Annotated in this window: 10 protein-coding genes, 1 pseudogene and 1 riboswitch; of the genes and pseudogenes, 5 read left to right on the top strand and 6 right to left on the bottom strand. The window is 49.9% G+C overall.

Going from position 1 to position 12,622, the window contains the following annotated elements; genetic code table 11:
* Positions 1-30: 30 nt before the first annotated feature.
* Together glyS and glyQ are read right to left on the bottom strand one after the other, a co-directional pair.
* Complete coding sequence (gene glyS / locus BZJ21_RS07785) at positions 31-2,100, bottom strand: glycine--tRNA ligase subunit beta (protein ID WP_077669499.1); 2,070 nt, start codon at positions 2,098-2,100, stop codon at positions 31-33.
* Between the two features lie 9 nt (positions 2,101-2,109).
* The gene (glyQ, locus tag BZJ21_RS07780) at positions 2,110-3,021 is read right to left on the bottom strand and encodes a glycine--tRNA ligase subunit alpha (protein ID WP_025673809.1); all 912 of its coding nucleotides are present in this window, start codon (positions 3,019-3,021) and stop codon (positions 2,110-2,112) included.
* 174 nt (positions 3,022-3,195) lie between these two features.
* Positions 3,196-3,305, top strand: a riboswitch (yybP-ykoY riboswitch).
* 92 nt (positions 3,306-3,397) lie between these two features.
* Here glyQ and BZJ21_RS07775 point away from each other — a divergent pair.
* Entirely contained in the window at positions 3,398-3,958 is a 561-nt protein-coding gene (locus BZJ21_RS07775) for a TMEM165/GDT1 family protein (RefSeq protein ID WP_025744547.1), read from the top strand.
* 35 nt (positions 3,959-3,993) lie between these two features.
* On the opposite strand, the gene tusA is transcribed toward BZJ21_RS07775, so the two are convergent.
* Positions 3,994-4,242, bottom strand: coding sequence for a sulfurtransferase TusA (gene tusA, locus BZJ21_RS07770; RefSeq protein WP_077461800.1), 249 nt, complete (start codon positions 4,240-4,242; stop codon positions 3,994-3,996).
* Between the two features lie 122 nt (positions 4,243-4,364).
* Between tusA and BZJ21_RS07765 the strand changes: the two genes are divergently transcribed.
* On the top strand, positions 4,365-4,568 hold the full coding sequence (locus BZJ21_RS07765; RefSeq protein ID WP_025744548.1) for a hypothetical protein: 204 nt from the start codon (positions 4,365-4,367) through the stop codon (positions 4,566-4,568).
* Between the two features lie 171 nt (positions 4,569-4,739).
* Here the strand turns inward: BZJ21_RS07765 and acuI are convergent, their stop codons facing one another.
* The 3 genes from acuI to fadB all read right to left on the bottom strand — a co-directional run bounded on the left by acuI (position 4,740) and on the right by fadB (position 9,249).
* Entirely contained in the window at positions 4,740-5,732 is a 993-nt protein-coding gene (acuI, locus tag BZJ21_RS07760) for an acrylyl-CoA reductase (NADPH) (protein ID WP_077461801.1), read from the bottom strand.
* Positions 5,733-5,888: 156 nt separating this feature from the next.
* Complete coding sequence (gene fadA / locus BZJ21_RS07755) at positions 5,889-7,052, bottom strand: acetyl-CoA C-acyltransferase FadA (protein WP_077669498.1); 1,164 nt, start codon at positions 7,050-7,052, stop codon at positions 5,889-5,891.
* Between the two features lie 16 nt (positions 7,053-7,068).
* On the bottom strand, positions 7,069-9,249 hold the full coding sequence (gene fadB / locus BZJ21_RS07750; protein ID WP_077669497.1) for a fatty acid oxidation complex subunit alpha FadB: 2,181 nt from the start codon (positions 9,247-9,249) through the stop codon (positions 7,069-7,071).
* Positions 9,250-9,465: 216 nt separating this feature from the next.
* Here fadB and BZJ21_RS07745 point away from each other — a divergent pair, with 216 nt between their 5' ends.
* The 3 genes and pseudogenes from BZJ21_RS07745 to hemG all read left to right on the top strand — a co-directional run bounded on the left by BZJ21_RS07745 (position 9,466) and on the right by hemG (position 12,188).
* Positions 9,466-10,089 carry a YigZ family protein gene (locus BZJ21_RS07745; protein ID WP_077669496.1) on the top strand — a complete coding sequence of 208 codons (624 nt, stop codon included), beginning with the start codon at positions 9,466-9,468 and terminating at the stop codon, positions 10,087-10,089.
* A gap of 85 nt (positions 10,090-10,174) precedes the next feature.
* Positions 10,175-11,633 (top strand): annotated as a pseudogene (locus BZJ21_RS07740) (TrkH family potassium uptake protein).
* Positions 11,634-11,651: 18 nt separating this feature from the next.
* Positions 11,652-12,188: a menaquinone-dependent protoporphyrinogen IX dehydrogenase gene (gene hemG / locus BZJ21_RS07735; RefSeq protein ID WP_025744923.1), complete on the top strand. Its 537-nt coding sequence runs from the start codon at positions 11,652-11,654 to the stop codon at positions 12,186-12,188.
* The last annotated feature ends 434 nt before the right edge of the window (positions 12,189-12,622 follow it).

The following is a 12,622-nucleotide window of genomic DNA, read 5'->3' as shown; positions in this document are numbered from 1 at the left end:
GTGCGGGGTTTGATAACGCCTTCGATGGGTCTATTTTTGCAGTACCGAGATATCTGCCACGTTGAGGAACTGCTCACGGATAAGGTGAAGCATCGCTAAACGGTTGGCCTTCAGTGCTGGGTCATCGGCCATGACCATCACATTATCAAAGAAGGTATCAACCGGTGTGCGCAATTGCGCCAGTTCGGTCAACGCGCCTTGATAATCGCTGTCAGCAAACAAAGGCTTAACCGCAGCGACTTTTTCTGCCACTACATCCGCCAGTGCTTTTTCAGCGTCTTCTTGTAGTAAGCTGCTATCGACTGTGCTGGGCAGCTCGCCGTCGTACTTCGCAAGGATATTGCCAACACGTTTGTTGGCGGCGGCCAAGGCTTCTGCTTCGTCCAAGCTACGGAAATGAGAAACGGCTTTCACACGGCTATCGAAATCGGCAGGCTTGGTTGGACGGCGCGCTAATACCGCTTGGATAATATCGACGCTATAGCCCATATCTTGATACCAGCTGCGGAAACGACCTAGCATAAAGTCTAAGACCTCGGTCTCTACTTCTTTATGGGTGAGACGATCATCGTATTGGGCTTTGGCGTCGCGAATGAGGTCGACTAAATCCAGCTGATAGCCGTTTTCAACGATAATACGTAGCACACCGAGAGCAGCACGGCGTAGGGCGAATGGATCACTCCCTTTTGGTGCTTGGCCAATACCAAAGATACCGACGATGGTATCCATTTTGTCGGCCATTGCAACGGCTGACGATACTGGCGTCGTAGGTAGCTTATCACCGGCAAAGCGCGGCCAATATTGCTCGTTCAGTGCCAGCGCAACCGCTTCTGGTTCACCATCATGACGTGCGTAGTGCATGCCCATCACGCCTTGCGTTTCGGTAAACTCAAACACCATTGAGGTCATTAAGTCACACTTTGCCAGTTGGCCAGCGCGCTCGGTGTGTGCTTTGTCGGCACCGATACGCTCTGCAATCTGTCCTGCAAGTGCAGTAATGCGGTCGGTTTTATCTTTGATGGTACCTAATTGTTTTTGGAATACCGCGCTATCAAGCTCTGGCAGGCGATCAATCAATGGGCGCTTGCGATCAGTATCAAAGAAGAACTCCGCATCCGCGAGGCGAGGGCGTACGACTTTTTCGTTCCCTGAGATAACCTGTGTCGGATCTTTCGATTCAATGTTAGAAACAAAGATAAACTTAGGCAGTAGCTCGCCGTTGGCGTCATACACTGGAAAGTACTTTTGGTCGCCTTTCATGGTGTATACCAGCGCTTCAGACGGTACTTTGAGATATTTGTTCTCGAAAGAGGCGGTCAGTACTACCGGCCATTCTACCAATGAGGTGACTTCTTCGACCAAGTCTTCATCCAGCTCAGCCATTCCGCCCACTGCGTCCGCGGCTGCTTTGGCATCTTTAATAATCAATGCCTTACGCTTTTCATAATCCGCCATCACTTTGCCTTCCCGCTCGAGACGCTCAGGGTAGTGATCGGCGTGAGCCAGGGTTAAATTCGGCTCACCCATGAAGCGGTGACCACGAATAACACGGTCGGACGCCACGCCCAAAATCGTGCCTTCAATTAAGGTTTCACCGTATAGCATTACCAAGGTTTTCACCGGGCGGATAAACTGGGTGTCTTTATCACCCCAGCGCATGGGTTTAGGAATAGGCAACTTGTTTAGCGCGTTATCGGCTAGCACGGGCAGCAAAGCGTCAATGGCTTGGCCAGGAACGTGTTGACGATAAAGCAGCCACTCACCTTTATCGGTTTTTAAGCGTTCAGCTTCGCTGACATCAATACCATTACCGCGCGCCCAACCCATGGCGGCTTTGGTGGGATTGCCGTCGGCGTCAAAAGCAGCGCTGACCGCGGGTCCGCGTTTTTCTACGACCTTATCGGGTTGGCGATCGCTCAAAGCGGCAACTTTTAACGCCAGCCGGCGAGGTGATGCATACCAAGTAACACCTTGGTGGCTCAGGTCAGCGTCTTTTAGTTGCGCTTCAAACTGACTTGCGAAGGCTTCAGCCAGTGTACGCAATGCTGTCGGTGGTAGCTCTTCCGTACCTAGCTCTATCAGGAAATTTTGCGTTGCCATGATGCTCCCTTATTGAGTGTGGCGGCACATGGGGAAGCCCAGTGCTTCGCGTGATGCATAGTACGCCTCAGCAACCCGCTTAGTCAGGGTACGAATGCGTAAAATATAGCGTTGGCGTTCAGTCACTGAGATGGCTTTTCGCGCATCCAGTAGGTTAAACGCATGACCAGCCTTTAGGATCTGCTCATAAGCAGGCAAGGGGAGCGGCTGCTCGAGATCCAAGAGCTTGGTACTTTCGGCTTCGCACTGATCAAAGTAGCGGAACAGAAAGTCAACATCAGCATGTTCAAAGTTGTAGGTCGACTGCTCCACCTCGTTTTGATGGAAAATATCGCCGTAGGTCACTTTGCCAAACGGACCATCAGTCCAGATTAAGTCATAGACAGAGTCGACTTCTTGGATGTACATGGCCAAGCGCTCGATACCATAAGTGATTTCGCCGGTAACGGGTTTGCATTCCAGACCACCGACTTGCTGGAAGTAGGTAAACTGGGTAATTTCCATTCCGTTAAGCCACACTTCCCAGCCTAAACCCCACGCACCCAGTGTTGGGTTTTCCCAGTTATCTTCGACAAAGCGAATATCGTGAACTTCGGGATCTATACCTAACACACGCAGAGAGCCTAGATAGAGCTCCTGAATATTGTCGGGTGATGGTTTGAGAATGGTTTGAAATTGATAATAGTGCTGCAAACGGTTTGGGTTCTCACCATAACGACCATCGGTTGGACGACGAGAAGGTTGAACGTAAGCCGCTGCGATCGGTTCTGGTCCAAGGGCACGCAAGCATGTCATCGGGTGGGAGGTTCCCGCCCCCACTTCCATGTCTAGCGGCTGAACAATGGTACAGCCTTGCTGGGCCCAATAATCCTGCAGCGCGAGGATCATACCCTGAAAGGTTTTGATATCGAATTTATGCATTGTCAGGTTCGCGCGAGTTGATGAATGGAGAAAATAGCTGGCAATTATAACTCGCAGCGCGCTCAAGCAGTAGGGGGCTGGCGGATTTTTGTGCGTCTTTAACCGACTTATCGATACAGCGGTAATATGGATGAATAGACGTTGCCAAATGATTGTTCAAATCGTAAACTAGCGCCGTCTTGGGGAGTAGTCGACCACTGCGCAGTCAGTGGGGCAATCATCAACATAGTTGAAGCAAAATCTTCATGGTGATTGCAAGCCCACCTTTATGGTGCTCTGGGCTTGACGAGACCAACGACAATCGCACGAACCGGGGTGGGGCGTGTGTGTTGTCGTGGTTGAATCATAATAAGCCCTGCCCCAGATGAGCATTGTCATGAGCGTTCTTGCTATTTCTATTTCCACCGTCACCTTGGCGGAAATAGGGGATAAAACCCAGTTACTATCTTTGGCGTTGGCGACCCGGTTTCGAAAACCCGCGGTGATTGTCAGTGCCATTCTATTAGCCACTTTGGTTAACCATGCAATAGCCGCATGGCTTGGTGTGGTGGCCGCAGACGTTCTAACAGACACCGTTTTACACGTCATTTTGATTATCAGTTTTAGTGTGATGGCGGTTTGGATGCTGATCCCAGATAAGCTTGAGGATGAAGGCATACAGGGAAAGAGTGCATTTTGGGCCAGTTTTACCGCCTTTTTTGTCGCTGAAATAGGGGATAAAACCCAATTGGCGACCACGGCACTGGGGGCACAGTTTAATGATGCACTGTGGGTTGTGGTGATTGGTTCTACCATTGGGATGCTGTTAGCCAATGTTCCCGTGGTTTTAGCCGGCGATAAGATTCAGCGCCATGTGCCATTTGCGGTGGTACGCGCGCTTGCCGCGGCCATGTTTGCGGCATTGGCTGTACTCGATACCTGGTATCTACTGAGTTAACGCAGGACAATGATGAATTGGTATAAGGGTTGGCATTATGCCAGCCCTTTTTTGATCAAAAATTGAAACGGCACGGTCTCTGTTTGGGCAGCGACCAGGGTATGGTCCATAAAGCGACAAAAACTCGGAATATCTCGTGTCGTAGAGGGATCATCAGCGGTGATAAGCAAGGTCTGACCGTCATCCATATGGCGGATACGCTTACGTACCATCATTACAGGTTCAGGGCAGCGCAACCCTAAAGCATCAAGCTGATGATCAGCATGGTTAAAAAGCGTCGTCATGTCGGTGTCCTCAAAAAATGTCGACCTGATCATACTTACGAGTCAGAATTATTCAAATAGGGTTGTGATTGTAAAATTATTGTGTAAATTAATTAACAAGTCGTTAACGAATGGCGAGTGGCATGAGAAAAGTAAACGAGCAACAATTTGGTTTTACTTATGGCTACCGTGTATTGGCTTATACAGGATTGAGCGCCCTTGCTTTTTTAGACTTAGCGCATAGTCAGGGTCACGCTCTATTAACGACTTTAGCATTGCTGGTGTCTGCGCTGGGGTTGTTGATGGAAACATTGACCGTTCAGCCAACAGATTCTTCGCAAGGCTAGCTAACTCACTCAACAGCGACACTCACTCTCACTCCCTAGTTTTCTTGGGCTTCCCCGCTTTCAGAGCGGGATTTTTTTTGCCTGTTATTCAGAGAAAACCAGTAACGGAAACAAGGCCAATATCTCGCTGAGTATTGACCTTGTGTCATATGATGAATCTTGCGTTTATGGTTAGTCTTGCTTGGTGATATCAATCACCACGCGGCCTTTTATTTCGCCATTGATGATTTTATCGGCGTACGCTGGCGTCTGGGCCAGAGCGATAGTGTGGCACGCTTGTTCAAAGTAGCGTGCGGGTAACAGCTTGGTGAGTGACTGCCATGCGGCGAGCCGTTGTGGTCTCGGGCAAGAGACAGAGTCCACTCCTTGCAAGCGTACATTCCGCAAAATAAATGGCATGACGGTGGCAGGGAGGTCAAAGCCACCGGCAAGGCCACATGCAGCGACCGTACCACCATACTGAATTTGTGACAGCACGTTGGCGAGCATTTGACTGCCGACGGTATCAACTGCACCAGCCCAGTGTTGTTTATCAAGCGGGCGCCCAGGGGCGCTAAATGCGTCGCGCGGTAAAACGTCATCGGCACCAAGCTGTTCAAGCCAGGTTTGGTTTGCGTCTAGGCGGCCAGTGACAGCACTGACGCGATAACCGAGAGCATGTAATAAGGTGACGGCGACAGAGCCTACGCCACCACTGGCGCCCGTGACTAATACTTTGCCGTCTTCTGGCTTAACGCCGCCATCAATCAAGGCTTGTACGCATAACATGGCAGTCAACCCAGCGGTGCCGACCATCATGGCTTGTTGTTCAGTCAGCCCTTCGGCTAAGGGGACTAACCAATCACCGTTAACGCGCGCTTTCTCAGCCATGCCACCCCAGTGGCCTTCACCGACGCCCCAGCCGGTCAGCACCACTTTGTCTCCAGGTTGATAGTCTGGGTGCTGGCTGTCTGCAACCGTGCCAGCAAAATCAATACCTGGCACCATCGGAAATTGGCGCACAATTTTCCCTTTGCCGGTAATGGCGAGGCCATCTTTGTAATTGAGTGAACTATAGTCAATATCGACGGTAACATTGCCGTCAGGGAGATCACTCTCTGCTAAGGCGGTGATGTTGGCGAGGGTTTGTTTTTCGTGTTGTTCGAGGACAAGCGCGTTAAACATGGCATTCTCCCGGTTGGAATAAGTGAGCGGCCATACTAGGCCGAGCGAATAATCGACCACTTGCGTTATATCAATCACTATGCGATTGAACGCCGTTAGACGCAACCCAAAAAAAAGAGCGGTAAACACCGCTCTTTTATCGTCACGAAGAAGGCATTACACGCGTTCGAACACGGTGGCAATCCCTTGACCCAAACCAATACACATGGTTGCCAACCCTAAGGTGGCATCTTGACGCTCCATTTGATGCAACAAGGTGGTCGAGATGCGTGCACCTGAACAGCCTAATGGGTGACCCAAGGCAATGGCGCCGCCATTGAGATTGACCTTTTCATCGACTTTATCCATCAGGCCGAGATCTTTGACGCAAGGTAGTGATTGCGCGGCAAATGCTTCGTTCAGCTCCACAAGATCAATATCATCGATACTCAATCCAGCGCGTTTCAGTGCTTTTTGGGTGGCTGGCACTGGGCCATAACCCATAATTGATGGATCACAGCCGGCAACGCTCATAGCACGAATGCGTGCTCGAATAGGGAGCCCGAGTGATTTGGCTTTTTCTTCGCTCATCACTAGCATTGCTGATGCGCCATCTGATAGCGCCGATGAAGTACCCGCCGTCACTGTGCCCGTAACAGGGTCAAAGGCGGGGCGCAGGTTGGCCAAGCTTTCAACCGTGGTTTCTGGACGAATCACCTCATCATCTTCAACCAGAGTCAGTAGACCGTTGGCATCATGGCCTTCGATAGGGGCTATCTCTTGTCTAAAACGCCCTTCTACCGTGGCTGCGTGAGCACGCGCATGAGAGCGAGCAGCAAACTCGTCTTGCATTTGGCGGCTAATACCATGCATACGACCAAGCATTTCTGCAGTAAGTCCCATCATGCCTGCTGCTTTTGCAACCGATTTAGACAAACCAGGATGGAAGTCGACGCCATGGTTCATCGGCACGTGTCCCATATGCTCCACGCCCCCAATCACGAAGGTGTCACCATCGCCAACCATGATTGCACGCGCTGCATCGTGTAGCGCTTGCATCGACGAACCACACAGGCGGTTGACGGTGGTAGCACCAACGGAGTGTGGGATCCCCGCTAATAAAGCGGCATTACGCGCAATATTAAAGCCTTGTTCTAGCGTTTGCTGGACACAGCCCCAATAAATATCTTCAATTGCGCTGCTTTCGACTGCTGGGTTGCGAGTCAGTAAGGATTTCATCAAGTGCGCCGATAAGTCCTCCGCGCGTACATTGCGAAATACACCGCCTTTAGAGCGGCCCATTGGTGTACGAATACAGTCAACGATCACTACATTGTTCATTGTTCTCTCCTTAACCTTAGGCTGATTGCGGTGCGTTGACCGGGGTCACATCAAAGTAAGCCTGTTTGTCGCCCGCACGACGTTTCATATCCGTTGGGACATGATACAAGGCGCCAAGATCAGAGAATTTGTCTGCCATTGCGACATAGTGATCAACACCCAGAGTATCAACATAACGGAAAGCACCACCGCGGAATGGTGGAAAACCAATGCCATAAACCAAGGCGATATCTGCTTCAGCAGGAGAGGCGATAATGTTTTCTTCGAGACAACGTGCCACTTCATTGACCATCGGCACCATCATACGAGCAATTATATCTTCATCACTGATATCTGACTGATTCCCCTCGATCACGGAGGCAAGTAACCCAGGTACGGCCTCATCAGCTTCTTTTTTCGGCTTCCCTTTTTTATCGATAGAGTAGCGATAGAAACCCTTGCCGTTCTTTTGACCGAAACGCTCGGCGTCGAACATCACATCAATCGCATCACGACCTGATTTACTCATGCGATCAGGAAAGCCTTCTGCCATCACCGCTTGCGCGTGGTGCGCGGTATCGATACCAACCACGTCGAGCAAGTAGGCAGGGCCCATTGGCCAGCCAAATTGCTTCTCCATAATCTTATCGATGCGTTGGAAATCCACACCGTCACGAAGAAGAAGGCTAAAGGCATGGAAATAGGGGAAGAGTACGCGGTTGACGAAAAACCCGGGACAGTCATTGACAACAACCGGTGATTTGCCCATTTTCGCTGCATAGGCAACCACACGGGCAATGGTTTCATCGGAGGTCTTTTCGCCTCGAATCACCTCGACCAACGGCATGCGGTGGACGGGGTTAAAGAAATGCATGCCACAGAAGTTTTCTGGGCGCGCCATTGACTTGGCCAACGTATTGATAGGAATGGTGGAGGTATTCGATGCAATTACCGCATCCGCACTCACTTGCTCTTCTACCTCTTTGAGAACACTGGCTTTGATTTTAGGGTTCTCTACCACAGCCTCAACAACTACATCGCTATGTTCAATGCCGGCATAGTGTAGACTTGGGGTGATTGACGACAGCACTTGGCCCATTTTAAAGCCATCGATACGACCGCGTTCGAGTTGCTTATTGAGTAGCTTGGTGGCCTCTTTCATGCCCAAATCTAGCGATGCTTGTGCAATGTCTTTCATCATCACAGGCACGCCTTTTAGGGCCGATTGGTAGGCGATGCCGCCGCCCATAATACCTGCACCTAGAACGGCACCACGCTGGGTATCTTTCCCTTGTTTAGCGGCTTTTTTCGCCTTGCCTTTGATCACTTGATCATTGAGGAAAATCCCGACTAAGGCTTGAGCAACGTCGGTTTTTGCCAGTTTCACGAAATAGCGATTTTCGACCTTGAGTGCCTCATCGCGTGTCATGCCGGCCGCCTCTTCAATGGCCGTCACGGCAGTCATGGGCGCTGGATAGTGCTTACCGGCTACCTGAGCCACCATGCCTTTAGCCATGGTAAAACTCATGGCGGCTTCTGTGCGGTTTAGCCCCAATGGTTGTTTTTTCTGCTGACGACGGCCTTGCCAATCAATTTTTTCATTGATGGCTTGAGTGAGCATACTGATTGCCGCGTCACGAAGGTTATCTACTTCAACGACGGCATCCACTAATCCTTCTTTGAGCGCTGCTGCGGCGCGTTTTTCTTTACCTGCAGTGATAATTTCCATCGCCGTATCGGCACCCACTAAACGCGGTAAGCGCACGGTGCCACCAAACCCAGGCATAATACCCAGTTTGGTTTCGGGGAGACCAATCCGTGCGTCAGAGCTTGCAACACGTAAATCGGTAGAAAGAATACACTCGCAGCCGCCCCCTAAGGCATGGCCGTTGACGGCGCTGATCGTTGGATAGGGGAGGTCTTCTAAACGATTGAAGATTGCGTTCGCGCGCGACACCCAATCAGAGAGATCTTGGTCGGGCTTGGCAAATAAACCGAGAAACTCGGTGATATCGGCGCCGACAATAAAGGCCGACTTTGCAGATGTGAGCATGAGCCCCTTTACATCTTCTCGGCCTGCTAAGGCGTCGAGGGCTCGGTCTAAGCTTTCTAGCGTCGACAGATCCAGTTTGTTGACAGAACCCTGGCTGTCCAGTGTCAGTTCTACAATGCCGTTTTCCAATGCACGAACTGAAAGGTTATCTCCTTGGTAGATCATGGTTTTTCTCCACGTTGGCCGTACCATCCTGGTTGAATACTGTTCTGGTTAGACCAGATGAGCTCTAGTGTGGATCATTGTTATAATAAATGACAACCAAAAGTTAAACGAATGTTTAAAATGTGTGGTGTGGATTGTTTTTACTGCATGGGCGTCCCTGTAGAAGAAGCGGAGATATGATAAAGTGCAAGGTAGAAACTGAAGGATTATATCATTATGTCGATCACGCCTTATGCGGTTCCTGCAGAGACTGTCAGGCACGAGCTTGAAATAAAAAAGAGCCGATTTATCACCTATCTTGCTCACACACCGGGTGAGGCAGACGCGAAGCAGTTTATTCAATCTTTACGCAACGCTTACCCTGATGCGCGCCATCATTGTTGGGCCTTCGTCGCGGGAAGACCCGAATCATCGGTACAATGGGGCTGTGGTGACGATGGCGAGCCCGCAGGAACCGCAGGTAAACCAATGCTTGCGCAACTGTCGGGCGCAAAGGTCGGAGAGATCTGTGCGGTGGTTGTCCGTTATTTCGGTGGGATCAAACTGGGTACCGGGGGCTTAGTGAAAGCATACGGTACCAGTGTGCAACAAGCGCTAAGCTTATTAACAACGCGTGAGGTTGCTGTCACGGTTCCTTACACAATAAGCTGTGAATATGCTCACATTGATACTATCGAGGCGCTACTAAAGCAGTACCATGGCATTCAGCTTGATGCAGCGTTCAGTCATAATGTGCAGCTAGCTGTCCGTATTGATGCGCGATTCATCGAAGGTTTTCTTGATGCGCTAAAAAATCAAACTCGTGGGCAGGCACAAGCTTGCTCGACAGAACATCAATAATTAACGTCAGGCATTTAGCCTGCTTTACGTGTAACGATGAGACGGCAGTAAAAGGCTGTCGCTGATAAGAGGGCCACGTCAGGCTATGCAATTTCGTTCCATTACCCGCATCGTCGGACTTCTACTGGCCCTGTTCAGCATTACCATGCTCGCCCCTGCGCTGGTGGCTTTTATTTACCGTGACGGTGCTGGGCTCCCGTTTGTATTGACATTTTTCTTACTGCTTGCGGGGGGGGGGACTGCTTTGGTTTCCAAACCGTGATTACCGGCATGAACTCAAAGCGCGCGATGGCTTTTTAATTGTCGTGCTGTTCTGGACGGTGATCGGCAGCGCAGGCTCTGTGCCGCTGATGTTGTCGGAACAGCCTGATTTATCGGTCAGTGAGGCGTTTTTTGAGTCCTTTTCGGGGTTAACGACGACAGGGGCGACCGTGATTGTTGGTCTGGATGAGTTGCCCAAGGCCATTTTATTTTATCGCCAGCTGCTTCAATGGCTGGGCGGAATGGGGATTATCGTCTTAGCGGTGGCGATTCTTCCCGTACTTGGCATCGGGGGCATGCAGCTTTATCGTGCAGAGATCCCAGGGCCGGTCAAAGATACCAAAATGACGCCCAGGATAGCCGAAACCGCGAAAGTCCTTTGGTACATTTATCTGACACTGACGGTCAGCTGCGCGTTAGCCTATTGGTTGGCCGGTATGTCAGCGTTTGATGCGATTGGGCATAGCTTTTCAACCGTTGCAATTGGCGGTTTTTCAACCCATGACGCAAGTATCGGTCACTTTGACAGTACGGCCGTAAACCTGATCACCGTGGTCTTTTTGTTAATATCAGCGTGTAACTTTTCGCTGCACTTTGCGGCGTTTGCTAATAACGGGCTTAATCTAAAGTTTTACTTACGTGATCCCGAATTTCGCGCGTTTTTGCTTATTCAATTCCTACTATGGCTGGTCGTCTTCACCATGCTTAGTGGCCATCAAGTCTATGACAGTTCCACTGAAACTTTTACTCAAGCATTATTTCAGTCGGTATCTATTTCAACCACCGCAGGCTATACCACGACGACATTTGCTCATTGGCCGCTGTTTTTACCTGTTCTCTTGTTATTCACTTCCTTTATCGGCGGGTGTGCAGGCTCAACAGGTGGGGGGATGAAAGTCATTCGTATCTTATTGCTTTCACTACAAGGTACGCGCGAGCTTAAGCGCTTAGTCCATCCCCGTGCAGTGTATACGATTAAGGTGGGCAACAAAGCCTTACGTCAACAAGTCGTCGACGCGGTATGGGGATTTTTCTCCGCCTATGCGTTGGTCTTTGTGATCTGTATGCTTGCGTTAATTGCAACCGGCATCGAAGAGCTGACCGCTTTTTCGGCTGTGGCGGCCACACTCAATAATCTCGGCCCAGGCTTGGGCGAAGTGGCTGCTCACTTTGGTGATATTAATGACACAGCGAAATGGGTACTGATCCTGGCGATGCTGTTTGGTCGTTTAGAGATATTCACATTACTGGTTTTATTTACCCCCACTTTTTGGCGTAGCTAAACAGGGGAAGGAGAAGCAATGAGCAACGCAACGCAGAAAGTGCTGCTGTTACACTCAAGTCGGGAAGGGCAAACTAAGAAGATTCTACATTATATAGAGAGTCAGCTTGGAGAACGTGCGCAGTGTGACGTGAGCGATCTCCATCAAGTGCCAACACTCGATCTTACCCAATATGATCGGGTGTTAATCGGAGCATCGATTCGTTATGGCCACTTCAATAAAAAGCTCTATCAATTTATCGATACGCACAGCGAACAGCTAAACCGAGTGAAAGCGGGCTTTTTTAGTGTCAATTTAACCGCGCGTAAACCTGGTAAAGATACCGCAGAAACGAGCGCCTATAGTCGTAAGTTTCTAGAAAAGTCGCCATGGACGCCTCAGTTGCATGGCGTGTTCGCCGGAGCCCTCTACTACCCGCGCTATAAATGGTTCGATCGTATGATGATTCGCTTGATTATGCATATTACCGGCGGCGAGACGGATACGAGTAAGGAAGTGGAATATACCGATTGGCAAAAAGTGAAAGCATTTACTGATCAATTTGCTCAGTTTTAGCCCATAGCGCTGATTATTTGACCGAACGGCGGCTTTTTGCAAAAAAAGTCGCTTTTCCCTCTTGCTAAGGCGATCAACTTCTCTATAATGCGCCTCCATCGACACGGCACGCAGGGCAAGCGCTCAGCGCCATGTTGAAGTAAAAAATCAAATAAAAATAAACGCTTGACGTGAGTTTTTAAAAGATTAAGATAACCGTCCACTTAACGCCAAGCGTTAGGGGAGTCAAAAAGAGGTTTTGTTTCCAGCCTGAGGGTTGAAAATAAAAGATAAAATTTCTTCTTGACTTTAACGGTAAGGCGCGTAAGATACGCAGCCCTGACCAAGCGAAGCGCAGCTTCGCACAGTCAACGCTCTTTAACAATTTGACCTATGCAATCTGTGTGGGCACTCGTTGAGAATAGACAAAAAGATTTATTCGATGAACTGAGTGA

Origin of the sequence: Salinivibrio costicola subsp. alcaliphilus, from assembly GCF_001996185.1 — a bacterium.
Taxonomy (GTDB): Bacteria; Pseudomonadota; Gammaproteobacteria; order Enterobacterales; family Vibrionaceae; genus Salinivibrio; species Salinivibrio costicola.
This window is presented reverse-complemented; position numbering and strand designations above follow the sequence as displayed.

Bases quoted from the DNA above. Each gene is read 5' to 3' on its own strand.
- glyQ (WP_025673809.1), bottom strand. From the start codon at position 3,021: ATGCATAAATTCGATATCAAAACCTTTCAGGGTATGATCCTCGCGCTG.
- glyS (WP_077669499.1), bottom strand. From the start codon at position 2,100: ATGGCAACGCAAAATTTCCTGATAGAGCTAGGTACGGAAGAGCTACCA.
- BZJ21_RS07745 (WP_077669496.1), top strand. From the start codon at position 9,466: ATGTCGATCACGCCTTATGCGGTTCCTGCAGAGACTGTCAGGCACGAG.
- fadB (WP_077669497.1), bottom strand. From the start codon at position 9,249: ATGATCTACCAAGGAGATAACCTTTCAGTTCGTGCATTGGAAAACGGC.
- tusA (WP_077461800.1), bottom strand. From the start codon at position 4,242: ATGACGACGCTTTTTAACCATGCTGATCATCAGCTTGATGCTTTAGGG.
- hemG (WP_025744923.1), top strand. From the start codon at position 11,652: ATGAGCAACGCAACGCAGAAAGTGCTGCTGTTACACTCAAGTCGGGAA.
- BZJ21_RS07775 (WP_025744547.1), top strand. From the start codon at position 3,398: ATGAGCGTTCTTGCTATTTCTATTTCCACCGTCACCTTGGCGGAAATA.
- acuI (WP_077461801.1), bottom strand. From the start codon at position 5,732: ATGTTTAACGCGCTTGTCCTCGAACAACACGAAAAACAAACCCTCGCC.
- fadA (WP_077669498.1), bottom strand. From the start codon at position 7,052: ATGAACAATGTAGTGATCGTTGACTGTATTCGTACACCAATGGGCCGC.
- BZJ21_RS07765 (WP_025744548.1), top strand. From the start codon at position 4,365: ATGAGAAAAGTAAACGAGCAACAATTTGGTTTTACTTATGGCTACCGT.